The organism is Pelotomaculum terephthalicicum JT, assembly GCF_022410535.1.
Lineage (GTDB): Bacteria > Bacillota > Desulfotomaculia > Desulfotomaculales > Pelotomaculaceae > Pelotomaculum_D > Pelotomaculum_D terephthalicicum.
The window spans coordinates 17,634-44,614 of the sequence record NZ_JAKNBL010000017.1; the positions used below are offsets into that span (position 1 = coordinate 17,634).

General features: G+C 45.2%; 30 protein-coding genes. 4 read left to right on the forward strand and 26 right to left on the reverse strand.

Features of this window, described 5'->3' with window-relative positions; genetic code table 11:
- Positions 1-8: 8 nt before the first annotated feature.
- Together L9W92_RS10930 and L9W92_RS10935 are read left to right on the forward strand one after the other, a co-directional pair.
- A complete protein-coding gene (locus L9W92_RS10930; protein WP_240083798.1) occupies positions 9-557 on the forward strand; it encodes a TRAP transporter small permease in 549 nt (182 codons plus the stop codon).
- Complete coding sequence (locus L9W92_RS10935; protein WP_240083799.1) at positions 554-1,861, forward strand: TRAP transporter large permease; 1,308 nt, start codon at positions 554-556, stop codon at positions 1,859-1,861. Before L9W92_RS10930 ends, L9W92_RS10935 begins: the two co-directional genes overlap by 4 nt.
- Before the next feature lie 56 nt (positions 1,862-1,917).
- On the opposite strand, the gene L9W92_RS10940 is transcribed toward L9W92_RS10935, so the two are convergent.
- The 17 genes from L9W92_RS10940 to phnG all read right to left on the reverse strand — a co-directional run bounded on the left by L9W92_RS10940 (position 1,918) and on the right by phnG (position 17,535).
- Entirely contained in the window at positions 1,918-3,489 is a 1,572-nt protein-coding gene (locus L9W92_RS10940) for a class I adenylate-forming enzyme family protein (RefSeq protein ID WP_240083800.1), read from the reverse strand.
- 275 nt (positions 3,490-3,764) lie between these two features.
- The gene (locus tag L9W92_RS10945; protein ID WP_240083801.1) at positions 3,765-4,859 is read right to left on the reverse strand and encodes a sensor domain-containing diguanylate cyclase; all 1,095 of its coding nucleotides are present in this window, start codon (positions 4,857-4,859) and stop codon (positions 3,765-3,767) included.
- A gap of 176 nt (positions 4,860-5,035) precedes the next feature.
- Entirely contained in the window at positions 5,036-5,749 is a 714-nt protein-coding gene (locus L9W92_RS10950) for a GntR family transcriptional regulator (protein ID WP_240083802.1), read from the reverse strand.
- 15 nt (positions 5,750-5,764) lie between these two features.
- The gene (locus L9W92_RS10955; RefSeq protein ID WP_240083803.1) at positions 5,765-6,595 is read right to left on the reverse strand and encodes an inositol monophosphatase family protein; all 831 of its coding nucleotides are present in this window, start codon (positions 6,593-6,595) and stop codon (positions 5,765-5,767) included.
- Between the two features lie 110 nt (positions 6,596-6,705).
- Positions 6,706-7,149, reverse strand: coding sequence for a GNAT family N-acetyltransferase (locus tag L9W92_RS10960; RefSeq protein WP_240083804.1), 444 nt, complete (start codon positions 7,147-7,149; stop codon positions 6,706-6,708).
- Positions 7,143-8,348 carry an alpha-D-ribose 1-methylphosphonate 5-triphosphate diphosphatase gene (locus L9W92_RS10965; RefSeq protein WP_240083805.1) on the reverse strand — a complete coding sequence of 402 codons (1,206 nt, stop codon included), beginning with the start codon at positions 8,346-8,348 and terminating at the stop codon, positions 7,143-7,145. Before L9W92_RS10965 ends, L9W92_RS10960 begins: the two co-directional genes overlap by 7 nt.
- Positions 8,349-8,401: 53 nt before the next feature.
- Entirely contained in the window at positions 8,402-9,277 is an 876-nt protein-coding gene (locus L9W92_RS10970) for a PhnE/PtxC family ABC transporter permease (protein WP_240083806.1), read from the reverse strand.
- Entirely contained in the window at positions 9,274-10,059 is a 786-nt protein-coding gene (locus tag L9W92_RS10975) for a PhnE/PtxC family ABC transporter permease (protein WP_240083807.1), read from the reverse strand. Before L9W92_RS10975 ends, L9W92_RS10970 begins: the two co-directional genes overlap by 4 nt.
- A complete protein-coding gene (gene phnC, locus L9W92_RS10980) occupies positions 10,049-10,834 on the reverse strand; it encodes a phosphonate ABC transporter ATP-binding protein (protein WP_240083808.1) in 786 nt (261 codons plus the stop codon). The genes L9W92_RS10975 and phnC overlap by 11 nt, the downstream gene beginning before the upstream one ends.
- A gap of 63 nt (positions 10,835-10,897) precedes the next feature.
- A complete protein-coding gene (locus L9W92_RS10985; protein WP_240083809.1) occupies positions 10,898-11,929 on the reverse strand; it encodes a PhnD/SsuA/transferrin family substrate-binding protein in 1,032 nt (343 codons plus the stop codon).
- A gap of 162 nt (positions 11,930-12,091) precedes the next feature.
- A complete protein-coding gene (locus tag L9W92_RS10990; protein WP_240083810.1) occupies positions 12,092-12,811 on the reverse strand; it encodes a phosphonate C-P lyase system protein PhnL in 720 nt (239 codons plus the stop codon).
- A gap of 145 nt (positions 12,812-12,956) precedes the next feature.
- Positions 12,957-13,583, reverse strand: coding sequence for a DapH/DapD/GlmU-related protein (locus L9W92_RS10995; RefSeq protein WP_240083811.1), 627 nt, complete (start codon positions 13,581-13,583; stop codon positions 12,957-12,959).
- 89 nt (positions 13,584-13,672) lie between these two features.
- A complete protein-coding gene (locus L9W92_RS11000; protein WP_240083838.1) occupies positions 13,673-14,521 on the reverse strand; it encodes an ATP-binding cassette domain-containing protein in 849 nt (282 codons plus the stop codon).
- A gap of 11 nt (positions 14,522-14,532) precedes the next feature.
- Positions 14,533-15,375 (reverse strand): alpha-D-ribose 1-methylphosphonate 5-phosphate C-P-lyase PhnJ, encoded by an 843-nt coding sequence (locus L9W92_RS11005; protein ID WP_240083812.1) that lies wholly within the window; start codon positions 15,373-15,375, stop codon positions 14,533-14,535.
- Positions 15,372-16,496 carry a carbon-phosphorus lyase complex subunit PhnI gene (locus L9W92_RS11010; RefSeq protein WP_240083813.1) on the reverse strand — a complete coding sequence of 375 codons (1,125 nt, stop codon included), beginning with the start codon at positions 16,494-16,496 and terminating at the stop codon, positions 15,372-15,374. The genes L9W92_RS11005 and L9W92_RS11010 overlap by 4 nt, the downstream gene beginning before the upstream one ends.
- Positions 16,497-17,093, reverse strand: coding sequence for a phosphonate C-P lyase system protein PhnH (gene phnH / locus L9W92_RS11015; RefSeq protein WP_240083814.1), 597 nt, complete (start codon positions 17,091-17,093; stop codon positions 16,497-16,499).
- A gap of 19 nt (positions 17,094-17,112) precedes the next feature.
- Entirely contained in the window at positions 17,113-17,535 is a 423-nt protein-coding gene (gene phnG / locus L9W92_RS11020) for a phosphonate C-P lyase system protein PhnG (protein WP_240083815.1), read from the reverse strand.
- Between the two features lie 282 nt (positions 17,536-17,817).
- Between phnG and L9W92_RS11025 the strand changes: the two genes are divergently transcribed.
- Complete coding sequence (locus tag L9W92_RS11025) at positions 17,818-18,840, forward strand: HD domain-containing protein (protein ID WP_240083816.1); 1,023 nt, start codon at positions 17,818-17,820, stop codon at positions 18,838-18,840.
- Here L9W92_RS11025 and L9W92_RS11030 read toward each other — a convergent pair.
- Together L9W92_RS11030 and L9W92_RS11035 are read right to left on the reverse strand one after the other, a co-directional pair.
- Positions 18,837-19,316, reverse strand: coding sequence for a hypothetical protein (locus L9W92_RS11030; RefSeq protein ID WP_240083817.1), 480 nt, complete (start codon positions 19,314-19,316; stop codon positions 18,837-18,839). The genes L9W92_RS11025 and L9W92_RS11030 overlap by 4 nt on opposite strands.
- Positions 19,291-19,509 carry a hypothetical protein gene (locus L9W92_RS11035; RefSeq protein ID WP_240083818.1) on the reverse strand — a complete coding sequence of 73 codons (219 nt, stop codon included), beginning with the start codon at positions 19,507-19,509 and terminating at the stop codon, positions 19,291-19,293. Before L9W92_RS11035 ends, L9W92_RS11030 begins: the two co-directional genes overlap by 26 nt.
- A 574-nt stretch (positions 19,510-20,083) precedes the next feature.
- On the opposite strand from L9W92_RS11035, the gene L9W92_RS11040 reads away from it, so the two are divergent.
- Positions 20,084-21,394 (forward strand): S8 family peptidase, encoded by a 1,311-nt coding sequence (locus tag L9W92_RS11040; protein WP_240083819.1) that lies wholly within the window; start codon positions 20,084-20,086, stop codon positions 21,392-21,394.
- 17 nt (positions 21,395-21,411) lie between these two features.
- On the opposite strand, the gene hydE is transcribed toward L9W92_RS11040, so the two are convergent.
- The 7 genes from hydE to nifU all read right to left on the reverse strand — a co-directional run bounded on the left by hydE (position 21,412) and on the right by nifU (position 26,572).
- Complete coding sequence (hydE, locus tag L9W92_RS11045) at positions 21,412-22,524, reverse strand: [FeFe] hydrogenase H-cluster radical SAM maturase HydE (RefSeq protein WP_240083820.1); 1,113 nt, start codon at positions 22,522-22,524, stop codon at positions 21,412-21,414.
- Positions 22,524-22,841: a TusE/DsrC/DsvC family sulfur relay protein gene (locus tag L9W92_RS11050; RefSeq protein WP_240083821.1), complete on the reverse strand. Its 318-nt coding sequence runs from the start codon at positions 22,839-22,841 to the stop codon at positions 22,524-22,526. Before L9W92_RS11050 ends, hydE begins: the two co-directional genes overlap by 1 nt.
- 16 nt (positions 22,842-22,857) lie before the next feature.
- Complete coding sequence (locus L9W92_RS11055) at positions 22,858-23,994, reverse strand: trans-sulfuration enzyme family protein (protein WP_240083822.1); 1,137 nt, start codon at positions 23,992-23,994, stop codon at positions 22,858-22,860.
- Positions 23,991-25,118 (reverse strand): trans-sulfuration enzyme family protein, encoded by a 1,128-nt coding sequence (locus tag L9W92_RS11060; protein WP_312038091.1) that lies wholly within the window; start codon positions 25,116-25,118, stop codon positions 23,991-23,993. Before L9W92_RS11060 ends, L9W92_RS11055 begins: the two co-directional genes overlap by 4 nt.
- Before the next feature lie 125 nt (positions 25,119-25,243).
- Positions 25,244-25,684 carry a sulfur carrier protein ThiS gene (gene thiS, locus L9W92_RS19155; RefSeq protein ID WP_312038092.1) on the reverse strand — a complete coding sequence of 147 codons (441 nt, stop codon included), beginning with the start codon at positions 25,682-25,684 and terminating at the stop codon, positions 25,244-25,246.
- A gap of 16 nt (positions 25,685-25,700) precedes the next feature.
- The gene (locus L9W92_RS11075) at positions 25,701-26,156 is read right to left on the reverse strand and encodes an RrF2 family transcriptional regulator (RefSeq protein ID WP_240083823.1); all 456 of its coding nucleotides are present in this window, start codon (positions 26,154-26,156) and stop codon (positions 25,701-25,703) included.
- Positions 26,157-26,200: 44 nt separating this feature from the next.
- Positions 26,201-26,572, reverse strand: coding sequence for a Fe-S cluster assembly scaffold protein NifU (nifU, locus tag L9W92_RS11080; protein ID WP_240083824.1), 372 nt, complete (start codon positions 26,570-26,572; stop codon positions 26,201-26,203).
- Between the last annotated feature and the right edge of the window lie 409 nt (positions 26,573-26,981).

Consider the following 26,981-nt stretch of genomic DNA (forward strand, 5'->3'; position numbering starts at 1 on the left):
ATCCTGATATGAAAAAGCTTGAAGGATTAGTTACGGGACTAAGCCGGATACTGAACAATATTGCGGGCTTTTGCATGGTATTGGTCATGGCGCTGGTTGTAGCCAACATTCTACTGCGCGTGCTGTTCAAACATCCCATATTGGGGGCTTATGAATATGTTGTTTATACAACCGCGGTGATGATCGGCCTGACTTTAGGCTATTGCGCGGTACAAAACGGCCATATCGCGGTCGACTTTGTTGTGGAAAGACTGCCGCTGAAAGCACAGGCAATTATTGACACCTTGATAAATGCCACGGCTTTGTTATTCTGGGCTGCTTGTGCCTGGCAAACTTGCATGCATGCCCAAAGAATGACGGCGAACGGCTTAGTTTCCCCGACAACTCAAATCCCGGTCGCACCCTTTATTTACCTGGTGGCCTTCGGCCTGCTGGCGCTTTCCCTCGTGCTGCTGGTTAAAACAATTGAATCCTTGCGGAAGGTGTTTTCTTTATCGTCTATCTCCATGCCGGCGCCTAACGTCGAATCCATACAGAAGGCGGCAGTCAGTAAATGAGTCCACTCCACGTTGGTTTAATCAGCATTATAGCCTTTATGGTCCTGTTGATGCTGCGGATGCCCATCGCCTACGCGATGGCTTTGGTCGGGTTTGCCGGTTTTGCCTACCTGACCTCGCCGGCCGCGGCATTCAGCATGGTGGCCAATGAGATATTTACCAACTTCTCTTCATATTCGCTGGGTGTCATCGCCATGTTTGTCTGGATGGGGTTTCTCGCCTTTTATTCCGGCATCGGCACCAAGCTGTATGTTTTCGCCTACAAATTAATCGGACACTACCCCGGCGGACTGGCGATAGCCACTCAGGCCGCGTGTGCCGTCTTTGGAGCCATTTGCGGGTCCAACACGGCCACGGCGGCAACTATCGGGGCCATCGCCCTGCCGGAAATGAACAAGTATAAATATGACGTTTCGCTGGCCACCGCCAGCGTCGCCGCCGGCGGAGTCCTGGGCGTGCTGATCCCGCCCAGCGTGATCTTTATCGTTTACGGCATTGCCACGGAACAGTCGGTAGGCAAGCTCTTCATCGCCGGCATTATACCGGGAATTGTCCTGATGCTGCTTTATATAGCCGCCATATACATTATTACCTCCCGCAAGAAGGAACTGGGACCCCCCGGAGCGAAAGCGGATTGGCAGGAAAGGTTCAGCGCGCTGCGCGGGGGACTGGGAGAAGTTTTGGTTATATTTCTCATTTCCATGGGCGGCTTGTTTATTGGATGGTTTACCCCTACGGAAGCAGGGGCTGTCGGGGCCGCAGGCGTTTTGGGGGTGGCTCTCTTTAAGAGGAGCATCAGTTGGGAAGGCTTCAACAAATCCCTCCTGGACGCCACCCGGACCACCGCCATGATTATGCTGCTAATCGCCGGGGCGATGATTTTCGGACGCCTCATGGCTATCAGCAGAGTTCCTCTCGAACTGGCCCAGCTGGCCGGCAGCCTGCCATTGCCTCCGTTTGCCGTCATGGCGGTGATATTGCTTATTTATTTAGTCCTTGGCTGTTTCATCGACGCGCTGGCAATGATTTTACTGACTGTACCGATATTCTACCCGATAGCGGTTAACATGCTTGGCTACGACCCAATCTGGTTCGGGGTAATTATTGTTCTGACCGTGGCCATGGGCGTGATTACGCCGCCGGTGGGCATGAACGTATATATAATCAAAGGAATAGCTCCCGATATACCGCTTGAAGTGATTTTCAAGGGCATCTGGCCTTTCCTGTTGGCAATTATCATCTGTCTGGCCATTTTGATGGCCTTCCCGCAGCTTGCCACTTTCCTGCCCGGTCTGATTTCTTAACACAAAAAAAGAAACCAGTCATGAACTGCTGTGACTGGCTTTCTTTTTATTACTGCTCAACCTTCTATATTTAATACCTCGCGCTTGCCGCAATATTTCTCACGAAGTTTTGACTTTTCAATCTTGCCGGTCGGGTTCCGTGGAATTTTATCGAAAAAAACCATACGCGGCCTTTTGTACCTGGGCAGCTTCATGCAGAATTCAATAACCATGGCCTGACTCAGTTCCCTTCCTGGTTTGACCTCCAAAATGGCCACGGGTATTTCCCCCAGGCGATTGTCCGGCATCCCTATTACGGCCACATCCTTAATATCATCGTGAGCCTGCAGGAAATCTTCTATTTCCACGGGAAAGATATTCTCTCCGCCTGATATGACAACGTCTTTCTTCCGGTCCACCAGGTAAATGAACCCGTCTTCATCCCGCTGCGCCATGTCACCGGTATAGAGCCAGCCATTTTTCAGTATTTGGGCGGTGGCTTCCGGGTTTTCATAATAACCTTTCATAACTCCCGGCCCTCTGACGATCAATTCGCCAACCTTGCCTTGCGGAACAGGAGTACCGCTGTCATCCACAATCATTGCCTCCCAGTTAAATCCCGGCAGGCCGATGGCCCCAACCTTGTGTATATTTTCCATGCCAAGGTGAACGCAGCCTGGTCCGGTTGATTCACTCAGGCCATAATTGGTGTCGTACATTTGCTCAGGGAAATATTTCTTCCATCTCCTGATCAGGCTCGGAGGCACTGGCTGGGCTCCGATATGCATAAGCCGCCACTGTTCGAGGTTATAGTTCTGCAAATCAACTTCCCCGCTTTCAATAGCGTCAAGGATATCCTGCGCCCACGGCACAAGAAGCCACACAATTGTCGCCCTTTCTTCAGATACTGTTTCAAGAATCCACCGCGGGTTTACGCCGCGCAGGATTACGGCCTTTGAACCGACAATAAGACTGCCGAACCAGTGCATTTTAGCTCCGGTATGATACAGCGGAGGGATGCAAACAAAATTGTCCTGGTGCTCCTGAAGGTGATGGCGGTTTTCCGTAATGCACGCGGAGACCAGATTATCATGAGTCAAAAGAATCGGTTTAGGATTCCCGGTAGTACCCGACGTAAAGTAAATAGCGGCCATATCGCAATCGGAAAACGCCGCGACGGGAGCCTCCGCGGGAAATTGCCCCATAAGCTCATCATAGCTTTCAGCTTGACCGGGGCAGTTCTCCCCGACAAAAATTAATTTCTCGACGCGGCGGATTCGCTCACTGATCTCGTCAATTCTTTCCTGAAACTCGGGCCCGTAAACAAGCACTTTCGCCTCTGCAACATCAATACAATTTCTGATTTCTTCCGCGGTAAAACGGAAATTCAGAGGAACAGCCAGTGCTCCGGTCTTCAATATGCCAAAATAAACAGGCAGCCATTCCAGGCAGTTCATCATTAATAAAACAACTTTGTCCCCCCGTCCTACACCGCTTGCCAGCAGCGCATTTGCAAACTTGTTGGCCGAATTTTCAAATCCCAGCCACGTTATTGCCCTCCTCCGGCAAATCGCCGGTTCGCGTTCTATTAACGCAATTTCATCAGGATACATCCGTGCATTGCGGGAAAGCATTTCTGTTATCGGCATAAAATTAAACCTCCCAATCATACAAACATCGTCCTTCCATACTACTACTCACCCTATTCGGACAAAATAAATATAAATTTAAAATTCTATAAAACCGTTTTATTTCCTTCTTTGAGCTATTACACTTAACGGCTTTTCACTCGATTGAGATTTATGAAAATGAGGTATCGGGGAAGAAGGAATAGTAGAACCGGCGGGGCTTTTTACAAACCGGCAGCAGGCACAAAAGGTAGCCTCGTTCAGCAAACCAGGCCGGGCGGCCGGGTTTGCATTGTTCATTTTTCAGGATGTTTTTTATACATCTTATTCTTATACATGGACTGATCAGCAACTTTCAGCAGTTCGTCAATATTCTCCGTCCTACCTGGTTCCCATATAACACTACCGATACTTATCCCCAGGTTGCTTGTTACCTTCTCGGAAGAAATCCACTCTATTAATCTGTCTTGTATCCGTTTCTGTGTAAAATCAAGGCCTTTCAGGCTGGTGTTAACTATCACTATAAACTCATCTCCGCCAAAGCGGCAAGCCAGATCATAGTCTCTAATCGTCGAATTGAGTGTCTGGGCAAAATTTTTCAATACCTGGTCTCCAATCAAGTGTCCGAACTGATCGTTTACCTCCTTGAAATTATCGATATCCATGGACAAAATACCAAACGTAGTTCCGTCCCGCCGTGCCCTGGACAGTTCTTTATTAACAAATTCAAAAAACCCCCGGCGGTTATAGAGTCCGGTTAAGGAATCTTTAATTGATAATTCCCTTAATTTGTCATAAGCCAAGCTATTCTGAACAGCCAAACCAACTTGCTCAGCAATCATTTCCAAGTATTCAATCAACTCTATAGTAAACATGCCTGTGCTAATATCGTTTAATTGAATCAGCCCAATACGCTTACCTCTGGCTTTAATAGGAATTAGCGCCACAGATTCATAACCGCAAGAGTTGCAATAGTACAATGTTTTTCCCCGGCGATCATGCTCACTTGTGGTGGCTGTTAAATCAGACGTATTATTTGACCAAAAGCTGCCGCCTTTCGTAAAGAAAGGCAAGTAGGGCTCATATCTGCCGCTGATTATTTTTCCGCACATGCACTCCAAGGTATTGTCCGCGTCCTTGCCTTTATCGCACAAACTGTTTTCTTGTATGATAAAAGACTCTGGAAAACCGTTGTAGACATAATATGGATAATCTCCGTTGTCTTGCAGCCTAATGCCTATAGCCCCGCATTTAGTCAGCTTCTTAACGTGATCTATGATGGTGATTAAGGTTGACTTCAAGTCCATAAAGTTATTGAGTTCAGCGCAAATAATTTTCGCTGTTCTTTCCCGCTCCAGCAAATATTTCAATTCATTCTTATAGTCTTCCATAAATATCCGTTCTTTCTAATGATAGTTAAAAGGATTAATATTATTACGAAACAATATAATACTAAATTGCTAATAATCACTATCAAATCTTTCAATACTAATTATAGTCAATGTGGTCCTATATTGACATAGGACATATGTCCTATTTATAGGACCGCAATTAGCTCATAACAATCCTATCCCTTTGGACTGACATAGAATGAAAAGCAATCGCTTCGATATAGAATCCTGGTGTACTCCAGCACTTTACCGCTCCTTTGCTCCATACAGCCGGATTCCAAGACCAATAGTGGTATTAAAAATGCGCAATTCAACATATCCCGCTGGTATTTCGTCGGAAACGAAACGCTCAAGACGCTGGATTTTGAACAATAATCCCGATATCCTTTACTGTTGTAATATTTAAACATGGATGTGATATCCATACCCACCGTATCAATATCATTAAATACCGATTTGGCAACATAAGAGATATGCATAGCAATAGGCTGCTGATTGATAAACCTCAATCTGCCTACTTTAAAGACTCGGTCATCTCGGTCTGTTTCTAAGAAATCATAAATTTTTTTATTATATTTAATCTCTTTGCAAAAAATATTTTTTGAATAAAAATCATACCCTTTTTCGATCATTTTCTGGCTAAAACTCACATCGCCGGAAAGCACAAGTTCAATTTGTTTTTGTCTTTTTTTTACATAACTTCCTTTTCCCTGTCTTTTATAAATATAGCCCAATTCCTCCAGTCTTTCATAAGCTTTCCTGGCTGTCATTCTCGGCACCTTGTACTTATCAGCGATCACATTTTCAGACGGTAGTCGATCATGGGCATTGTAGGCGCCTGAAATAATTCGAAAAATTAGCTTGTCTATTATTCGTATTTCATCCGGCATAGCCATACCCCATTATCATTTATAACCAAACTCATTCCTAATGCATTTTGGAAAGTATTCCAATACTTCTTCCCATATTAACGGCGAGCGATATGCGATTACAAAAATTTTACCATAACGTGAATTATCTTTATCCTTCCTGCGATAAAGAAAAAACCCGCCACGCTGTTCCAGGTAAATTCTGGCAGCGGCAACATCCCATTCATAAGTGTTCGATGAAATAAACAAGTCGTATTCGCCATTGGCAACCCTGCATAATTCAAGAGACGCGCATCCTAAATATCTGTATGCCTGCACCCTTGACAGCATCCCTACAACATCCATATCCAAACTGGCCAACTCCATCATTGTTCTCAAACTCATAGCGACAATCGCCTTGTGCATCTTCTCTCTCCGTTCAGGCAGGATATTTAAGCGGCAGTTATCAATTATTGCGCCCTCACCATGCTTAGCACAGAACATAACCCCGCTCGCGACATCATTGATCAGACCGAAGACTGGATTTCCATCCCTGTACAATGCCAGTGAAATCGCGTAATCCCTGCCAAATCGGTAGTAATTGACAGTACCGTCGATTGGATCAATCACCCACGTATAACCATCACTATCCGCGTTTACCCTTCCCTGGCTTTCTTCGGCCAGTATGCCATGGCCGGGGTATTTTGCCACAATCGCCGCGATAAGAATTCGTTCTATTAATAGATCATGTTCAGTAACAAGATCCATCTGGGATGTCTTTTCTTTGACTTCAATGACGGAATGCAGGCGTTCCTGCTTTAATTTGCACCCTGCGGACCGGGTTAAATCATAAGCAAAATCATACATTTCTCTTTCTTGCTCATTCATCTAATCATACCCCCTCCTTCAAGGACAGTAATCCAGCCACTATTTCAGGCAAACTCATAAACGCTTCTAGAACATTTTCAACATGTCTGACATAATCCATAAAATTCATCTCACACATTTTTACCGGCCTCGGTCAAGAAACTGAGCCCATGTTGCTTAAAACCCAGCTTTTCATAAAACCTGTGCGCCGGAACCCTCTTTTTGCTGCTGGAAAGCATTAGCTTGTAACAATTTTGCTCTTTAGCTTTTTCCATGATAAACAGCATCATTTGGCTGCCGATACCACGCCCTCTGAATTTTGGACTTACGATCACATTCTCCGCCACAGCCAGCTTGGCGCCCTGATGACCCAAGCTATCAATGATGATCAGGCTGCATGTGGCGATAATAGTATTGGCATCTTCCATTACAATGATCTTATAGTACGGATATTCATTGATTTTACGCCATAACGACAGCGCGTCGAATGGAGCAACCTCGTCTTCTTCATCCAAGCCTTTTAAAACCTCTAATATTTCCGGCAGGTCGGCCTCTATCGCCTCTCTGATCAGCATATCTGATCAAACCTCTCATTGTTAAATTTATGGAAATCAGATTGAAAAACCGTGCTTCCGCTAACAAGGGTTTGACGAACCAAGGGATAGTCCTCATGTAAATCAACTATGATTAAATCAGCGTATTTCCCAACATCTATCGTTCCCACCTGACATTCGATGCCTAAAGCTTCGGCCGGGTTTAGTGTCACCAGCTTAACCGCTTCTGTTAGTTTAATTCCTTCCCCGGTGAGGTAAAAAAGCGCCGGCAGCATGGCGCCGGGCAGGTAATCGGAGCAAACAATGTCCGCGGCGTTATTGGCAATGGCGTCAATAGCCCGCATATTATCGCTGTGTGACTTGCCGCGGATGATATTGGGCGCTCCTACACATACATGGATGCCTTTTGCCCTGGCGTAGACGGCGATATCAAGGTTAACGGGAAATTCACTGATGACTCCTTCACATGCAAGCAGTGTATTAATTTTCTCTTTTGTGTCATCATCATGGGACGCCAGTCTAATCCCCTTGTCCCTAGCAAATTTAGCCAGATCAACAAGCCTGGACCAATCGATCATGGCCCGTCGCTCCATGGTTTTGTCTAAAAAAGCATTAATCTCCTTCTCTTTTCTTCCATATGATTGGCTCCTGAAGTCCTTTAGGGCTTCCACATCCTTAAACTGCCCTTGGCCGGGAGTATGGTCCATGTATGACATTAAGTCTATTCTCTTTTCTCTGATCATGCTTTCAAGGATTCTTAGACCATCAAGAAAAGTCAACTCATATCTAAGATGTATTCTGTGATTGATCATTGATCGTGTTTTTCTGAATCTATCTATGCTGCTGATAACGCGCAAAACCATATCTTTATCCCGCACACCCCATTCGTCGCTCAAACAAAGAGAATGATACATGGTAGTGATACCGCTGACGGCCAGCTTTTTTTCCAGTTCGTAGAAGGCCATATGGATAGGAAACAGCGTATTAGGTCTCGGCTGCATTTCTTTTTCAATTGCGTCGCTATGGATATCGATCATGCCCGGCATAACGTAACAACCTCCGGCATCAACTACCGCCATATCCGGCTGGTTATAATCACCGGCAAAACCGCTTTCTCCCACCTCGGCTATTCTGCTGCCTTCAATTAGTATATAGCCCTTGATGACCTGGTTCGGCAAAACGATATTTGCGTTATAGATGCATGTCTTTTTCATTTTCATTTATTTACTCCCCGCGTTTTATAAGTTATATCCCGATTATCGCCAACCGCGGCTCAAGTCCTTTTATGCAATCTCCCTTTCATACGCAAAGAAATCGTCTCCAGGGCAATGGCAAAGGCAAGAATAAGATAGGTAATCAACCCTATTTCCCTTAGATCGAAATAAAATTCGCTGGCCATGAACAAATCAAAACCTATTCCGGCCGCGCCCGCGGCGGCACCCATGGCAACGGCGTTGGCGAAGTTTATTTCAAATCTTAAAAAAGTCCAGGACAGCAGATAGGTGGCAGAGGACGGGATAACCGCCTGAAAAACAATTTGCCACCAATTGGCGCCGCTGGCCGTCAAAGCTTCAAGCACATTTCTGTCCAGGTCCTCAAAAGACTCGGAATATGCCTTAGTCAAATAACTGACGGAATGAAAAGTCATGCCGATTACCGCCGCGGCGCTGCCCAACCCGGCGGCCACGGCAAAAATCAGCACCCATAAGATCGTGGGCACCGCCCGGATAAAAGCGACAAACGCCTTGATCATATTGGTAACTTGTTTGGGAGCTAGATTCTGAGCGGCCAGCAGCCCAAAAAGCAAGGCAATCACGGCGCCAAACAATGTGGTCAAAAATGCCAGCCCGATAGTCACCACAACTTCGTAGAAAGCCTCCCATAAGCTGAAACGGTGCGAATATGGATGCAGAAATATTGTTTTGAAATTGCTGATAGTATCGGCGAACGCTTTCGGCACGTCGATCGACTTATAATCGATTGTGAATAGAGCGTATATTGTCAGTACCGACAAAAACAGCAGGATTATCCGCATCGCAAGAGACGACTTGTTTAGGGGCTTTACGGCGCTTAAATCCATGCCATCATTTATGTGTCCCTTTTCTTTCAATCGCCCCCAACCTTTAATTGATTCTTCAATTTGCGTCACAAGATCACCCTTCTCACGTAATTTGAGATGGATTCAATGACAATAACCGTGATCACCACCAGCAGCACGACCAGGCTCGCGGCATGATAGTCCAGTCTTTTGTAAAACAAGTCAAAAGAGAAGCCGATACCTGTGCCGGTGAGAATTCCCACCAAAGTGGCGTCGCGGATATTGGTGTCAATCATGTATAGCAACCAACTGATCATCTGCGGCATGCTGGAAGGCAAAACAGCTTGAAATATAATGTGAAAATAACTGGCGCCCGCAGCCTGCAAAGCTTCCACCGCGTTATTGCTCACTTCGTCGATCGTTTCCATAAACGCCCTGGCAAGAAACCCGAACGAACCAAAGAACAAGGCCAGGTAACCGGTCAGCGGGCTTTGGCTGAACGCCAGCATCAGGACCATGGCCCATGCCACGAGGGGGATGTTGCGGAAAAGCGAAGCAATACCCCTGCTGATAACGCTAAAAAGACTGTTCATTCTGGTCGTCCGGGATCCGGCCAAGGCCAGGAGGATGGCAAAAACCGCAGCCACCGTGGTGGACGCGATCGACATCAGCACCGTTTCCCACAGTTTAGGCAAAATATCAGCCAACTTCTGCATCGACCCGGCATCAGGGTAAAAATTGGTACACCCCCAGATTAAAGCCTTGGCGATACTGGTAAAGCCTTTCAGCACATCATACTGAGTAATAATGATTGAACCCACCGTCAAAATAGCTAACAGGGTAAAGAAAATTAGACTTTCGTTCCGCCGTTTGGCAAAAATATCAGCTTGCATTTTTCTCTCCCGGCTCAATAATTAAATCTCCTGACTCTGAGCCATAAATATCAGAAATTTGCTCAGCGGAAAGATCCTCGGGCGCGCCGTCAAAAACAACCATCCCTTTGTTTACGCCGATAATTCTGTCCGAATATTTCAAGGCAACATTAAACTGGTGCAAGTTGACGACCAAAGTTATGCCCATCTCTCTGGAAATATTCCTCAGGTGGTCCATGATGATCTTTGAAGCATTAGGATCTAAAGAAGCAATCGGCTCGTCACATAAGATCATTTTCGGGTTTTGCACCAAGGCTCTGGCAATCCCGACACGCTGCTTTTGGCCGCCGCTCAGCTGGTCACACCGCTTGTAAACCTGGTCGGTCAGGCCCAATAACTTGATAATTTCCAATGCCTGTTTTTTTTCTTCCTCACTGTAGCGGCCTAGAACACCCGCCAGCGTCGATTTGTAGCCAAGCCTGCCGTGCAGAACATTTTCCAGCACAGTTAGCCGGTCCACCAGATTATAATGCTGAAAGATCATGCCGATTTTTGTTCTCAGTTTTCTTAAATCTCTTTTCCTCAGCTTTGAAGCAATAACACCGTCGAAATATATTTCCCCGCCGGACACCTCAATCATCCTGTTAATACAGCGAAGCAATGTTGACTTGCCGGCTCCGGAAGGACCGATGACGGAAACAAACTCCCCCTCCCGGACCTCGAAACTGACCTCGGACAAAGCCGGTGTCGCGTTGTTATAATATTTGGTGACATTTTTTAATTCCAATAATGCCACACTCCAGCCTCCCCGTTTTTTATTCCGCCAGCCTGCGGTAAGACTCCGCCCCTTGCTCTAATCTTATTTGCTCAGATCTCTGATCGGATCAAACCAGGCATCTTCTACTTTCACGAAACGCTGCGGCTGAAAGAAGATTCCTTTACCTCCCTTGGGATAGAAAATCTTTGGATTTTGGGCAACTTCATCGGAGGTAAACGCTTGGGTTAAAGCATCAATGGTTTTCTGACTTAACGCACCGGTATTGACCACGATGGGAGGGTTCAAAACCGGGACCGCCTTGAGCACCACGAATTGCGCGCCCGCCAGCTTGTCAAACGGGGCGGCGGCATCCTTCCTGACCGTGTAGACAGCCCCAGGCGTGTTGTCCTTTCCGGAAGTGAGATCAACATAGCTGACTAGGTCGATATCATCAACCGCCGCGACGTCGGCTTTATCCGTAAGCAAGTTGACCAAAGACAACTGGTGGGATCCGCCAAAGAGCACCTGGCTGAAAAACTTGCCGTTCCCGCCTTCAAGCAAATCTTCCTGCTTCAGATCTTTCCATTTGTCTTGCTTGGAAAAAGTAGCCACAATAGCTGATGAAGGCACTCTGCAGCCGGAAGTCGAGCTGGTGGAAACGAAAGACATTCTTTTCCCCACAATATTATCAATGGAATATGCGCCGCCGGATTTATATTGCTCTTCATTGCCTTTTTTAACCAGGATCCTGCTGTAATACAAGGCATCGTTCAAAGTTCCCGAATCCCCGCTGTTAACCACCAAGGGCAGAACCTTATTGTTTTTGTTGTGCATCTCGATGTATTGCTGCGAGCCCACGTAGGCCAATTGAGCGTTGCCACTGACTAAGGACTCAATGGTAATGGCATAGTCGGTGGTCAATTTGTCATCCACTTTTTTACCCGTCGCTTCTTCAATAACCTTGTCGATCTCAAGCCGGGCCTCCTTAAAATCATCGGACGCGTTATTCGGCAGCCAAGCCATGGTGATGGTATTGGGCTCTATGACAGATGAGGTATTGGATGCGGATGAGCACCCTGCCAACAGGGATGCTATCAGAACAGCCACCAGCGTTAACAAATGAATTTTCTTCACGAAAATACTCCTTTCATTTTGTTAAAAATACTCTCATTTTTTCAACAATAAGAACTGAACCTTAATCCTGACGGTAATAAAGATAATCCCACATCTTATTTTAACGGACGGTTGTTAAGGTCAAATTAATTAATTCAAGGTTTAGGTTAGATTATGTTTAAATCATTGTAGATTCTTGGGTATTATATAAACTAATTTTCCATCACTCATCTCGTATCTGCGGTTGCAGAGGTTTGCCATGAATTCAAGATCGTGGAAAATACCCATCATTGTTGTTCCCTCTTTGATCAATTGTTCAATCAGTTCTTTAACTTTCAATTTGGAGGCAAAATCCAAACTCGCGGTCGGTTCGTCCAGAAGCAGCAGCCTGGGGTGCTTGACCATGGCCATGGCAATATTCAGACGTAATTTTTCACCGCCGGAAAAGGTAACCGGGTAACTGTCCCATAATCCGCTGTCCAGTTCAAAGTGCTTCAGCATTTTTTCGGCTTCCCGCTTTGCATAATTTTCTTCATGTCCCATCTCCAAAACCGCCTGTTTGATCAGTCCCCACGCGGTGGTCCGGGGCATGACGTTTAAAAACTGCGATACATAGCCAATCTCATGTTTTCTTAAATAAATGACCTGTCTATCAGATGCTTTCATTAAATTTATTAGCCCGAATTCTTTGGAATTATACCAGATTCCTCCTTCCTGCGGAGCATACGTACGGTAAACACACTTGAGAACAGTTGATTTCCCGCTGCCGCTCTTCCCGGTTATACCGATAAATTCACCTTCTTTTACGGCGATATTAATATCGCGAAGAACTTCGATTTGTTTGCCCAGATTATGTATGGTAAAGGATTTCGATAAATGCTCGACTGCCAGGATCTCTTCCATCAATCAATCACCTGTTTGCTTTAAATTGTTGATGTTCAGTATTCAGGAGTCAGTATTCAGAATACTTCAAGTGATAAATTATTTTCTCATTCTGAGTCCTGACTTCTGACTCCGGCTTCTAATAAAAGCTACCTTATAGCGCTTATCACTGAACCGCTGGGGAATAATGCTTATCCACGAATTCACGGAGCGGCAAGTAAAAATCATCAAGTCTTTCCCTGATGGTATCATAGGCCCAGTCCCACCACTTGATCGCCTCCAGCTTTTGGACGACATCTGCCGGAAATCTTTGCTTTATTGGTTTGGCCGGCACACCAACAACAATGGTATAGGGCTCTACGTCTTTGGTCACAACCGCACCGGCTCCTACTACCGCACCGTTGCCAATCGTCACCCCGGGCATGATGACTGCACCATGGCCAATCCAGGTATCATTACCGGTAAAATTTTTTTGCTCCGCCCGCCATTGGAAGAATTTATCATCGTCTGCGGCAGCGAAGCCATACTGCACCAGGCGGTAAGTAAAGTGGTGCAAGGTTGGCCTGGCCATCGGATGGTTGGTCGGACCAATGCGGACCATGGCCGCTATGTTGGCAAACTTGCCGATGACCGCGTTTTGGATATAGCAAAACCTGCTGGTATAGGAATAATCACCAAGACTTACATTCTCCAGATAGTTATAAATTCCAACCTCTGTATAATCCCCAAATTCCACGTTGATCAACTGACAGTTCTCATGGATAAACGGTTCCTTACCAAGTCTCTTATTCATCTTCGGCCTCCTAATCGGGATATTCCCCACCCTCATACCTGTATCTTCACGTGTCTTTACAAACCAAGAAAGGTATGTCCTCTTTCCTTTCATCCCAGCAAGGCTTGGACCAAATGTTGGGTATAATTGTGCTGCGGATCTTCCAGGATTTGATCGGTCAGGCCTTGTTCAATAATCCGGCCGTCCAGCATCACTACTGTCCGATCCGCCAACATGCGGATCACGCCCAAATCGTGGGAAACGACGACCACACTGATATCCCGCTCGCGCTGAATTTTTTTGATCAAGTCCAGGACACTGGCCTGCACCGGCAGATCCAGGCCGGTGGTTACTTCATCCAGCAGCAGGAGCGGTGGATTGTTTGATAAGGCTTTGGCGATTTGCACCCGCTGCCGCATGCCTCCAGAGAAATTCTTCGGTACTTCCTTAGCCCGATATACCGGTATATTGACGTGCTCCAGCAGTCCCATCCCGCGAGCTTCCATCCGGCCCACATTCCGGTTGCCGGCGGCAATCAATTTCTCGGCGATATTACCAATCGCTGTAAAATCCATTTTTAAGCCCATAACCGGGTTCTGGTAGACTTTCCCCATGATGTGGTTGCGGATGTACCTTTTCTGCTGGGACGATTCCGCAAAAATATTTGCCTGACCGTTTTTGTAAGCACTGATATAAGCCCCGCCGCCACTGACATCCTGATCAAAATACAGGCACTGCATCAAGGTAGATTTACCGCTGCCGCTTTCCCCGACCACTCCTAATATTTCTCCCGCATGCACCTCAAAGGTGATATCCCGGCACGCATAAACCGTACCGCAGACAGGACAATAGTTTTTAATCAGGCGGTCCCTACGGCTGCTCCTGCAGCTGGCACAACCGTTTCCATATTGTTTGTTTAAAAGGCTGACCGACAAGACGGGTTGTTCAAAGTCGCTCATCTCACAATACCTCAGCAAGGCTTTCCGTTTAATCTCTGCATGCAAAAGCCGGTATCGTTGCATTGATAAAAGGTTTTTCCCGTCGCATCATCCAGTATTTCATCCAGGTATACTCCCGTTGCGCCGCATTGCCGGCAAGACTTGCCCTGAAAGGATTCCGCCTCGAAAAGGAAATCTTCAAAATCCAGCGATCTCACCCTGGTATACGGGGGCACGGCATAGATTTTCTTTTCACGGCCTGCCCCAAGCAAAATCAAAGCTTTGGCACAATTCATCTTGGGATTATCGAATCTCGGGATGGGGCTGGGGGCCATAACATATCTGTCATGCACCATAACCGGGTGATCCGCGCCTGTCGACATATGGCCGTAGTTCATGATTTGCTCAAACAGCATAAGCCAGGCGCCGCTGTATTCTTTTTCGGCATGCAGCTTTTTCGTCTCGTATTCACTGGGTTCGTAATATCTCAATGGTTCCGGCAGCGGCACCTGAAGAACCAGAATCTGACCTTCTTTTAAGGGCGTTTCCGGTATCCGGTGCCGCGATTGGATGATGGTTGCCTCCGTCGTGATGCCGGTAATGGTGATGCCGGTTGTTGCTTTGACCAGCTTTTTGATGTTGACCGCATTAACTGACTCATCAGAGCCCTGATCGATTACTTTCAAAACGTCTTCCTTCCCGATCAGGGAAAGCGTCAACTGCAGACCGCCTGTTCCCCAGCCTCTGGCGATGGGCATCTCGCGGGAAGCGAAGGGGACCTGGTAACCCGGAATGGCAATCGCTTTAAGGGTGGCTCGCCTGATCTCCCTTTTGGAGCCTTCATCAAAAAAAGCGAAATTATAGTTGATTTTCATGGTTTGAACTCCTTATTGTTTTCTCTCATCTTTTTTGACTTGCGGACACTGTCAAGCTCCGACTGGAAAGTCACATAGTGAGGCAATTTCAAGTGGGAGATAAACCCGGCGGATTCAACCGAATCGATATGCAGTAGGACAAACTCCTCGTTGTGGGTCGGGTACTCTGCATTACCTGCTTCCAGACAATGGTCGAGGATGCTCATGGCAATGGCTTTGGTTTCATTTTGTCCATAACAGATGCCATAACCGAGGCCGAATTCAATCGTTTTTAAGCCATTCTCCTTTGGCGCGGGTACCGGAAACAAGGTTTCTACTTCCGTGACTTTAATCTCACCAATAAAATAAGCATCATCGTCCTCTTTTGCTTCATTGAACGGGTTGTCCACATACAAAGGCAAATTTCCGATACGTAATTCTCCGACCGTTGGATGCAGAGCTCCATAACTGCGCAGAGCCGCATACCCCAATGATATAACGGCGCCTGTCTGCCCCCTGGTTAGAATCTGCAGCCTGGCACTGCGGCTGGCCGGAAAACGCACACTATCCCTGGTAACATCGTCCGGTTCACTATCATTGTTTTCACAAGCCGCAATCAGGCCTTCCTCCCGCAAGTAATCGAGCACCTTGGGCAGATTGGCCAAATCGGTACTGTCATTGCCATTTCCATACTCCCTGGAGAAATCATCAAGCCAGTTGATGATTTCTTCTTCGGTTTCTTCACTCAGATCAAAATCTATCAAGCGATGAGTATAATCATAGGCGGCCCCCAGGATCTGCCCGCCGGGAATGTCCTTAAAACTTGCCGATATTCTTCGCTCAACCAGCATGTTTTCCGAGTGAACCGCACGCGTATAATGTTTCCTGGGCAAGGTGGAACGGTACGCCCTCATTAAAAAAACCGCTTCCTCAGGGCTTCCCTCCGCCTGTTTGATCGAGATCGCCGCCAGGGTTTCACTGTAGAGGCTGCTCTCCGACATGACCTGATCGATCAGGCAGCGCATACCGCCTTCAATATTATGAAAATCTAATATTCGGCGCTTTTTTAACCGTTCATACTTTAGTCGTCTGATTGATTCCTCAATGGCGGCTGTTCCGCCCTTTACGGCAACATAGCCCATCTATCCGACCACCTGTTTCACAATTTGCGTTGTTCTTGGAATACACAAAAGATTATGGTCAGAATCTGTAAAGATAATCTCTATTCCCAATGGATATTCAGAGTTTTTTTCAGCCCGTAACCCAACCCAATTGCCTGTTGTCTGTACTTTTATATGGCTTTCCGCGTCTATCCCGGGACCGGCCAAAGCTAAATCCCGCTCATTGCTCAGAGCGTCCGCTTCAACGATAATAGTCGATGATTTATGGGGATCCGTTAAATCTCCAGGACATGCTGCAATAAGCGCTTTTTCTAAGCCGAATGGTCCGGCGTCACGCAAAACGAGAATGAAATCAGCGGTTTGCGCTTCCGCGGCTTTAGCGTATGTTAGCTGGTTTAATAGCTTGGTAATTTCGGCTTCACGTTTAGAAACAACTTTAAATGTTACTTCGGTATCAAACAGCATCTGCACCAGCACCACTGTAGATTTAAAACAGCCAATCTCCAGATCAACCTTGTCCGCCTGAGCTTTAATGTTAGTGATCAGCCCGGGTCTGGACATAGAGTCTACCGTCTTTCTATAAGCTCTTTGCAGATCATGGACCAAATCCAATGCCATGTTTTATCCCTCGCTCATATTAGACATCCATAGTTTGAAAGCTTACTTTCGTCTTTAAGACCTTACTTTTAAAAGATTCATGACTCTGTTTGATTCTGTCTTCTTCAACCAACAAAGCTGTTGTCCAGTCTTTCGTCTCCGGCAGACCGGCGTTATAAGCCGCATCTATAATTGCCAGATAGTAGGCAAGCTCCGGTGCTTGCCCCTTGACGATGCCGATTCCCAAGGACCCGTTGATCAGCACTTTGCATTCTGTAATCAAAACTTCGCCTAAATAAAACATGCTTCTCCTGGAGGTTTCCCTCACCTTGACCATTACTAAACCATGATTCGGTTCCTGAACAGTCTTGATATCATACTTGTGCAATATTTCTTGCGCTAACTTTGCCACGACTTCAAATGAGCCTTTGAGCAATATCTCGGTTCTCTTTTTTCTGTCCATCTAACTTACTTCCTTATCTTTTCTCCGCGTAAATAATCTTAACTTGTTGCCATGTTAACGGATATTATTATTCTGTTAAATTTTTGTAGGCCATTTTTTACGCGAACATTGCCGAGAACTAAAGCATACCCTGAGTCAATACGAACGAACCTCCGCCGGATGGCTTTATAACGAGCGGCAGTTATTAAACAAAATATAAAACTTTTCTAACAAGAAGGAATTTTCTATTAATGGTAAAATATATAAGATGTACCCAAAAATTTTTAGCGAGAGGTGCTCGCGATGTCCGATTTTTTATTTTCTAAGTTAAAACCTTTTCCCAGCTTGTTTGAAGATTTGCAAAAAATACAAATGTTTTGCAAAGAATTATGGAAACAAAAACTTATGATATGGTTTACGAATCATGACTACAAACATTCCGAGGAAATTATATATATCTTAGAACAAATATTAAAACCCTTAGAGCCCTATCAAAGAGAATTCCTCAATGAGCATGAGTTATTTATTCTTTTATCATCAGCATATTTGCACGATATAGGCATGCAAAATCTAAAAATTAATAATATATCAATAGATCAGTTAACAACAGAACATTATAAATATATAAGAAAAAAACATGCAGAAGAAAGCTATAATATAATAATCAGAAGCATCATGGATTCTATTAGCAGAGATGAAATTCGCTTGCCCAAGATTGATGCTGATTATATACCATATCTTGCATTAATTTCAAAAGGTCATTCAACGGATTATTTTAATGATGTAATCTATTTATTTCAATTCGAGGAATACAACACAATAAAAAATAGGGATATTAGAGGTAAATTATTAACATCCCTGTTGATGTTAGCGGATGAATTAGACCTAACCAGAAACAGGGTTGACATGACTTTACTTGAACAAATCAACCTGTCTTCTCTGAGTAAAATTCATTGGTTTAAACACTATTACACTCAAAAGATATATATAAGCAATAAAACAATTTATGTCCAATTAGTATTTCCGGATAAATCTAATGATTACAAATCGCTATTTGAAAAGATGATCAGAAAAAAAATTGAAGAACAATTAGATAGGATTAATACAATCCTGGCTGATTCAACAAATGGGTTGCTCTCTTTTAAAAATAAAATAGAAATTACAATTTCTATTAATCAATATATCTCAAATAGATCATTTCCCGCAGAGCTATTAAAAGAACTCAAAAAACAAGTTTTTCACAATACCCCAAAACCTATTGACGACGCGCTAAAAGAATATATTGAAAATAAAAAAGCCCTTTTTAAGGGCAATACTTGCTACTAATTGCTAAATTTATCAACAAAATAATAAATAATAGACAATAAATCACCATTTAGCGGTCTATATCTTAATGTATAAAGAAAAGCTTCCAGGAATTCGCTTCTCAGCAATACTTCTTTGTCATTATCTAAATACATTTCTGAGCAATTTATTCTTCCAACAGCAACAATTAATGCTAACAGCTCATTAGCTTCCCTAACAGCGTTTGACTCTATATTGGATGTGTCTTTAGTTTGCAATGGCTTTATCTTGCATATCCAATAGGTTAGGTAACCAGCTATTTTATGACAATCAATTGCTTGTATTTTGTGAAACCTCTTTAGTCTGTCTACATCTCTCCAATACCTTTCAATAACTTCGTTAGCTTTTTCCAAATCCATGGCAATGTCTTCTTCTGACAGATTGAATAAATCTAGCAGAGAATAATAACCGGTAACCAAAGCTATTAATGTATCATTTATACTTTTGGTTTTTTCCAATATTTAACACCCCATCAATAATTAAAGAACGATTAGTTGCTATGAATTTCTTAATACCATGTTTCCAGGCGTCAATATCAGCTTTATTGCTATTATTCTCTAGTCTCCAATCTAAAAAATCCTTGGTACTTTCTCTATCCCTCACTTCGATTAGCTTTCTTAACAATATATTTTCTTTATCTTCTAAAGTCATAAGCATCCTCTCCTCTTACGATTGATTTTAATAACAACAACCCTCCTTTTTAGAAAATTGTCAGCAAATCTAAAAAATCAAAATACTAAACATTTCTTAATAGTCAAAATATTTTTTTTTAAAACCTAAGAATAACCAAACAATTGCATTATACCATAATGCTACCCTATTATACTATAAATTTACAATAAATATTTACAACAAATAATGTCAATCCATCCTCATGAGAATAATCGTACAAATAATTATTTCTACCTATGCCCATCGCCTTCTTTCCACCATACACTTTTTATTATGGTATTGGTGGTATTGGGTGGTATTGGGGTCAGCCCTTGACATTGGACAATGACATAGATCCATTTTTAATAGGGTAATAATTCAACAGTCTTATGATTAAATATAATGTCTGTCCAATAATGCCCCGCAAAGCTCCAAAGATGTCCAATGTCAAGGGCTGACCCCTTCCTCTTCTCTTCCTCTTCTTTACAGAGAGAACCATTTTTGATAAAAATACATATCATGGAATATCAAACCATTCTAAGTAACTTGGTTTAATTAGATGGAGGGAAATTTAATGATATTCCATGAAGTTAATTGGATTCGCTCCAACATCGACAAGTTTTGCCCGCAAGTAAAAAAAGCTGCCCTGGAATGGTATCGCCCATTTAAATATGTACCATATTTTTTGCAAAAACTATTCAAATATATAAAACAGCGCTGGCGTAAAATACCCGTTATAGTTCAGGTGGAAGAAACTCGGGATAAAACTTTTTCCGTTAAAGAACTGGCAAATACAGCAAAATGCTCTGTTCACCGGGAACTTCCGCTAATTAACTCGTTTTCAACCAAAATATGTGCAAGTCAAATGGAATTGTTAGCCCAAAACAAACTCGTCAAGAAAATTTGGTATGACCGTGAAGTAAAAGCTGTGCTTGACGTGGCTTCTCCAACAGTGCAGTCCCCACCATTATGGGAGAAAGGCATTACAGGTAAGGGAATTATAGTGGCAGTGTTGGATACAGGAATTTATGAACATCCCGATCTATCCGGGCGAATCGTGGGATTTAAAGATTTTATTAACCAAAAAACACAACCTTATGATGATAATGGGCACGGCACCCACGTTGCCGGAAATATCGGCTCCAACGGGAGCCAATCCAGTTATGAATACCGGGGTCCTGCTTCCGAAGCCAGTCTTGTAGGAATAAAGGTTCTAAATAAAATGGGAGCAGGCCAGCTTTCGACTGTTATTGAAGGTATACAGTGGTGTATCGACAACAAAGAGTCCTTAGGTATTAGGGTGCTTAGCATGTCCCTTGGAAGTACGGCTACAGAGTCTTATATCGACGACCCGGCCTGTCAAGCGGTGGAGAAGGCTTGGTCAAACGGAATTGTGGTTTGTGTTGCAGCGGGGAACGAAGGACCACAATCAAATACAATTATTTCACCTGGCATTGATCCCCTGGTAATTACTGTGGGGGCAATTGACGATAATGATAGTATTTCCCCGGATGACGATCAAGTGGCCAGTTTTTCCAGTCGTGGTCCAACAATTGACGGGCTGATAAAACCTGATATATTATCGCCGGGAGTCAATATTATATCATTACGTTCACCTGGTTCAACGCTTGACAAGCAAGATAAGGAATCGAGGGTTGGCGACTGGTATTTTTCATTGTCTGGTACATCAATGGCCACGCCGGTGTGTTCCGGTGTGGTTACCCAAATACTACAGTCTGACGGTTCACTTACACCAGACCAGGTTAAAAAAAGGCTTATGGATACTGCAAAAGCTTTTGATAACCTTGATCCAAATATTCAGGGAGCAGGTGTCATAGATGCCCAAAAAGCAATTGGATTAGTGAATAATAAAGAAAGAAATTAACTCCTATCCTGTGCAGGCTATTTTTTATCCTCTTTCAGAAATTTAGCAGTACCTAAGGCATTCAGCTTTTTATATAAAGAATGACCGTACCCCTGACTTATCGGACGGCCCAATGATAATATACGCCCGCCTATACAGCCGCGGCATTGCGTGGCTTTCTCCCGGATACAGACTTTGGACGGGTACAGTTCATACAGCGCTCGGTATTTCACGGGGGTGACGTTAGGCATGACGACATTCGCTCCCAACTGGAGGGCCTCTTCCCGACCGTCATCCGGCCTGAGAGTAGCCAGAGCGGTAGTAGCGGGAATATGAGCATAACGGGTAACGATCCTGGTGAGAGCGATAACTTTGTAAGTCATCTCCACGGTCCCGTTCGCATGCCCTGCCAGGGGGGTCTCCTCATGACATATATAAGGTCCCACCCCCACCATATCCAGATCAAGTTCTTTAAATTTTAATATATCCAAAGCCAGATCCTCGATTGTTTGGCCGGGAAGCCCGATCATCACCCCGGAACCTACCTGATAGCCAATTTCTCTTAGCCAGACAAGTATTTTCATCCGCTCATCATAGTTGGAATCAGGATGCAGGCGGTGGTACAGTTCACGGTTGGAGGTCTCGAAACGCAGGAGAAATCTATCCGCGCCCGCCTCGTACAGCCGCTCATATTCTTCCCGGGAGCGCTCCCCAATGCTGAGAGTAACGGCTACATCCGTCTCACGCTTGATCCGCCTTACCAGTTCAGCCAGATTATCCGCAGTGTAACGCATATCTTCGCCTGACTGCAATACTACTGTCCTGTATCCCAACTCTGCCGCTTCATAAACAGTATCCAGGATTTCCTCGATAGTCATGCGGTAACGTTCAATCTTGCGGTTGCCCCTGCGGATACCGCAATAGTCGCAGTTTTTCCGGCAATAGTTCGAAAACTCGATTAGACCCCGCAGGTGAACTTCATCACCCACATATTTTTGCCTTACTCTGTCGGCCAAATTATACAGCCTGGTCAGATCTGCAGCATTCTCCAGGGCAATAAGGCAAACCAAATCTTCTTTACTGAGTTCCTGTTCATGATCAATCTTGCTGAAAATATCATTAAGCAAACTATCTTCCCGCTTTAGCAACATTACACACAACCCCTCGGTTTCGGAAGCCCTGCCACTTTGCAGGCGCCCTTCGCCGGACCGGCGGGAAACAATTCATAAATGCGCTTCAAACTGCAGCCGGTCTCTTTGCATAACTTTGAGATCATCGGAGCAACCTGGAATTGCTGATAATAATCACGCAGGTAGTTGATTACCCGCCAGTGCTCGTCATTAAGCTCTTTGATACCCTCGGCCGCGGCAAAAGCCCCGGCTACATCTTCATTCCAGCATTCCGGCTCTATGATAAAACCTTCCTCGTCAACTTCCACTTCCAAGTTGTTCAACTCAAACTCAGGCATTAAATAAACACCTCCGCTACTTGGATATTGCAGCCGCCAAATCTTCAATCAAGTCACCGGGATCTTCCAGTCCAACCGACAGCCTGATCAACTCGCCGGTCACCCCGGTACGCGCCCTGTGGTCGGGATGCATCCCCGCGTGAGACATGGTAACGGGGTAGGAGATAATGCTTTCCACGGTGCCGAGGCTTACCGCCAAGGCAGATAATTTCACATTTTCAAGCAACCTTTTGGTCATCTCTTCTGACTGCATGCGAAATGACACAATCCCTCCGGGCCCGTCGGCCTGGCTGTCGTGGATTTTCTTGCCGGGATGATCCGGCAAGCCCGGAAAGTATACTTCTTTTACCTCCGGGCGCTGACTAAGCCATTCCGCCAATTTTCTCGCGCCATTCTGGTGCATGTCCATGCGCGCTTTCAAAGTCTTGATGCCGCGCATCAAAAGCCAGCAGTCCTGCGGTCCCAGCACCGCCCCGAAAGAAGATTGAATATAATTAATGCGTCCGGCGGTTTGCTTATCCGCCGCCACCACCAATCCGGCAAGCAGATCACTATGACCACCCAAATATTTAGTGGCGCTGTGAATGACAATATCTATGCCAAGTTCAATGGGACGCTGCAAATAAGGAGTTAGAAAAGTATTATCCACCATACTCAACAAGCCATTTTCTTTGGCGATGGCGGAAACAGCCCGCAAATCCGTAATCTTCAGAAGAGGATTGGAGGGTGTTTCCGCATAAACAGCCTTGGTGTTACGCCGCAAAGCCGCCTTGATTTTAGCGGGGTCAGTGAAATCAACAAAAGTCACTTCCATCCCCAACCGGTTAAACAGTCCTGTCAGCACCCGGTATGTGCCGCCGTAGACATCTTCGCAAACCACAATATGGTCACCCGGTGAAAATAGCAATAAAACGCTGGAGATGGCTGCCATTCCTGAAGAGAAGGCAAACCCCCCGGCGCCTCCCTCCAACTTGGCTATTATCGCTTCGAGGGCATCCCTTGTAGGATTGCCTGAACGGGCGTATTCATACGGTCCAAATTCATCAACCTTATTCTGTTTAAATGTTGACGCATGGAATACAGGAATACTAACGGCTCCGGTAGTTTGTTCAATTTCGTTGCCTGTATGTAAAATTCTGGTGCCAAATTTCATACATAGACCTCCTCTCCAATCAGAGCCTGTTCCAAATCCGCCAGCAGGTCGTCGACATCTTCGATACCCACCGACAGCCTTAATAATCTATCATTTATGCCCAAACGTTCCCGCTCCAACGGGTCTATATCAGCATGGGTCTGATAAGCCGGGAAAGTAATCAGTGTCTCCACTCCTCCCAGGCTCTCGGCGAATGAAATAAGTTTCACCTTGTTGAGAATCTGTTCGGCCGCGGATTTGTCCAATAACTCAAAAGAAACCACGGCGCCAAATCCTCCGGCCTGCTCTTTGAGCAAAAGGTGACCGGGGTGAGTTTCCAGTCCCGGGTAAAACACCCGGCGGACCGCTTTATGGCCCGCCAGCCAACCGGCTATAGTCTGCGCATTTTCTGTTTGCCGGTCCAGCCTGACTCCCAGGGTTTTCATACCCCGGATAACTAACCAGCTATCTTGGGGTCCCAATACCGCCCCTACGGAATTCTGAAGAAAATATAGTCTTTCCGCCAACTCTTCACTCTTGGCCACAATTAATCCCGCGACTACATCGTTATGCCCCGCGAGGAATTTAGTCGCGCTGTAAACAACAAGATCAGCTCCCATTGATAGGGGCCGTTGCAGGTAAGGCGTCATAAAGGTGTTATCCACGATGGTCAGCAGGCCCTTCTCCCTGGCCATAGCGCTGATCTTGCCTATGTCGGCCACCTTCAGGAGGGGGTTGGTCGGTGTCTCCAGGAGAATGGCCTTTGTTTCATCCTTTATCGCCAGGGCAACCAGTTCCGGATCACTGGTATCAACAAAAGCTGCCGCCAGTCCGTACTGAGAAAAAATCTTGTCCAGCAATCTGAATGTTCCCCCATACAGATCCTCTGTCACAATAAGATGGTCTCCCCGCTTAAAAAGCAACAATAGATTTGTCAAAGCCGCCATACCCGATGCGTAGGCAAACCCCCCGGCGCCGCCGTCAAGCCGGGCGATCCCCGTTTCCAGAACCCGGCGGGTGGGGTTGCCGCTGCGGGAATAATCATATCCGGTGCTTTCTCCAAAACAGGGATGGCGGAAAGTAGCAGTCTGGTAAATGGGAATCGACAAAGCGCCCGTAAGGTCCTGTCCTACACCCAATTGCACGGCTTTTGTGGAGGTTTTAAGGAAGGACAATTTGTCTGCTGTACCTAATGATTTGCTCTTCTGTAAAATCCAAATACACCATCCTTTCAAAACCCCTGTCCCCGGGTTACTACAGATTTACTTGTTCAATCCGTAAACAGCAGGTCTACTGAATCGCCCGATTTGATTATGGTATTTCCAAAAGCTTCCTTAAAAAGAATTGTACCGTTCAAACATACAGTCACCATTTCAGGAGCAAGTCCATATTCTTTAATCAGTTCATTTACCGTATATCCTTTACTCAGTAATTCTTTCTCACCGTTAAGTGTGATTAATACTTCATATTCTCCCTTTTCGATTAATAATCGGTATTTTGTGTCTATCTTCTCAATCAAAATTATTTTATGCCCTTCACCTTTGACGCTTTTGGGAACATTTTTGGCAGCTTCTCCGCTGTTAAGGAAAACTTCAAGAACATCACCCTTTTGCAGCTGTTCCAGTTTAAGTTTTGTCTTGACAAATGTCACCGGACAAACATCATGGGTGATGTCTAACGTTGCCCTGACCGAATAATCTTTATGCCTCATGTGATCAATCCGGAGACTAAATGTAATACATGTTGGCTTCGCTCGACAGGCGCATCTTTTCCGCCTCTTTACATAAATCCTCCAGGGTGGTGCTATCCAGCACATCTGCAATTGATTCTCTGATTCTTTCCCACATCACCCGCGTGGCGCAGGTTTCAGCCCGTACACATATCTCCGGATCATCTTCGCTCACGCAGCTTGTGGGATTAATCGGCCCTTCCAGGCACCTGACGACCTCACCGGCGGTAATCCGGGCAGGCTCCCGGGCCAGCAGATAGCCCCCCTGGGCTCCCCGCACGCTCCGGACCAAACCCCCTTTGCGCAAAAAAGTCATCAACTGCTCAAGATACCCTTCGGAAATTTCCTGCCGTTCCGCTACCCGGACGAGAGGAACTGGTTCATGGGGAGCATAGTTTTGCGCCAGATCTACCATGGCTCGCAAACCGTATCGTGCCCGTGTGGTGAATTTCAAACCTAACACCTTCTCTAAATAAATAAGTTATTGGAATTAGCAACCTACTTGACCTGGCTGTTTTTATAGTCCTCAATGGCCTTGTGCAAAGCGTCCGCCGCCAGATTGGAACAGTGCATCTTCTGCGGGGGAAGCCCGTCAAGCATGTCGGCCACAGCCTTTTTGGTAATTTTTAGCGCTTCTTCTATAGTTTTTCCTTTAGCCATTTCTGTAACCATACTGCTTGTCGCGATAGCCGCCCCGCAACCAAAAGTCTTAAACTTAATATCAGTAATGATGTTGTCTTCAACCTTGATTGATAATTTCATGATGTCGCCGCAGACGGGATTACCTACTTCTCCGATACCGCAAGCGTCTGGTATTTCCCCAACATTCCTCGGATTGCTGAAATGCTCCATAACCTTCTCACTATACATAAGATCATCCCTCACTCATTTTACTTATTAACTGAGAATTAGTTTTTTCCATTAGCGCTGTCGGGCTGTTAACTATCCTGGATATACGGTACATAAGCAATTTAGTTAATAACACAATAAAAATAATAAATCCAATATAATTACTATCCTTTAATAAATTCTATTTCACTAAAAAGAGATTGTCAATAACCCTAATTCAATTTCTTTTTTTAATTTCTTTTGGTGCCGGACAGTCCTGTTATAGTTGTCGAAGAATTTCCCAGGCCCGATCATCCGGTCCCACCAGCCGGGACGATTTTTTTGTGCCAGGGACGGTTCAATTCATCTGCCTTGGCGCTTCTGCGAGCCGCATGCGCATAACCCGAAAGAGCGTACCGGATAAGTTAAGTATATAATATTAATAAGCTTA

Excerpts from the sequence above, each read along its gene's own strand:
- L9W92_RS10930 (WP_240083798.1), top strand. The coding sequence starts at position 9 with ATGAAAAAGCTTGAAGGATTAGTTACGGGACTAAGCCGGATACTGAAC.
- L9W92_RS10935 (WP_240083799.1), top strand. The coding sequence starts at position 554 with ATGAGTCCACTCCACGTTGGTTTAATCAGCATTATAGCCTTTATGGTC.
- L9W92_RS10940 (WP_240083800.1), bottom strand. The coding sequence starts at position 3,489 with ATGCCGATAACAGAAATGCTTTCCCGCAATGCACGGATGTATCCTGAT.
- L9W92_RS10945 (WP_240083801.1), bottom strand. The coding sequence starts at position 4,859 with ATGGAAGACTATAAGAATGAATTGAAATATTTGCTGGAGCGGGAAAGA.
- L9W92_RS10950 (WP_240083802.1), bottom strand. The coding sequence starts at position 5,749 with ATGCCGGATGAAATACGAATAATAGACAAGCTAATTTTTCGAATTATT.
- L9W92_RS10955 (WP_240083803.1), bottom strand. The coding sequence starts at position 6,595 with ATGAATGAGCAAGAAAGAGAAATGTATGATTTTGCTTATGATTTAACC.
- L9W92_RS10960 (WP_240083804.1), bottom strand. The coding sequence starts at position 7,149 with ATGCTGATCAGAGAGGCGATAGAGGCCGACCTGCCGGAAATATTAGAG.
- L9W92_RS10965 (WP_240083805.1), bottom strand. The coding sequence starts at position 8,348 with ATGAAAATGAAAAAGACATGCATCTATAACGCAAATATCGTTTTGCCG.
- L9W92_RS10975 (WP_240083807.1), bottom strand. The coding sequence starts at position 10,059 with ATGCAAGCTGATATTTTTGCCAAACGGCGGAACGAAAGTCTAATTTTC.
- L9W92_RS10990 (WP_240083810.1), bottom strand. The coding sequence starts at position 12,811 with ATGGAAGAGATCCTGGCAGTCGAGCATTTATCGAAATCCTTTACCATA.
- L9W92_RS10995 (WP_240083811.1), bottom strand. The coding sequence starts at position 13,583 with ATGAATAAGAGACTTGGTAAGGAACCGTTTATCCATGAGAACTGTCAG.
- L9W92_RS11000 (WP_240083838.1), bottom strand. The coding sequence starts at position 14,521 with ATGAGCGACTTTGAACAACCCGTCTTGTCGGTCAGCCTTTTAAACAAA.
- L9W92_RS11005 (WP_240083812.1), bottom strand. The coding sequence starts at position 15,375 with ATGAAAATCAACTATAATTTCGCTTTTTTTGATGAAGGCTCCAAAAGG.
- L9W92_RS11010 (WP_240083813.1), bottom strand. The coding sequence starts at position 16,496 with ATGGGCTATGTTGCCGTAAAGGGCGGAACAGCCGCCATTGAGGAATCA.
- phnH (WP_240083814.1), bottom strand. The coding sequence starts at position 17,093 with ATGGCATTGGATTTGGTCCATGATCTGCAAAGAGCTTATAGAAAGACG.
- phnG (WP_240083815.1), bottom strand. The coding sequence starts at position 17,535 with ATGGACAGAAAAAAGAGAACCGAGATATTGCTCAAAGGCTCATTTGAA.
- L9W92_RS11025 (WP_240083816.1), top strand. The coding sequence starts at position 17,818 with ATGTCCGATTTTTTATTTTCTAAGTTAAAACCTTTTCCCAGCTTGTTT.
- L9W92_RS11035 (WP_240083818.1), bottom strand. The coding sequence starts at position 19,509 with ATGACTTTAGAAGATAAAGAAAATATATTGTTAAGAAAGCTAATCGAA.
- L9W92_RS11040 (WP_240083819.1), top strand. The coding sequence starts at position 20,084 with ATGATATTCCATGAAGTTAATTGGATTCGCTCCAACATCGACAAGTTT.
- hydE (WP_240083820.1), bottom strand. The coding sequence starts at position 22,524 with ATGTTGCTAAAGCGGGAAGATAGTTTGCTTAATGATATTTTCAGCAAG.
- L9W92_RS11050 (WP_240083821.1), bottom strand. The coding sequence starts at position 22,841 with ATGCCTGAGTTTGAGTTGAACAACTTGGAAGTGGAAGTTGACGAGGAA.
- L9W92_RS11055 (WP_240083822.1), bottom strand. The coding sequence starts at position 23,994 with ATGAAATTTGGCACCAGAATTTTACATACAGGCAACGAAATTGAACAA.
- thiS (WP_312038092.1), bottom strand. The coding sequence starts at position 25,684 with ATGAGGCATAAAGATTATTCGGTCAGGGCAACGTTAGACATCACCCAT.
- nifU (WP_240083824.1), bottom strand. The coding sequence starts at position 26,572 with ATGTATAGTGAGAAGGTTATGGAGCATTTCAGCAATCCGAGGAATGTT.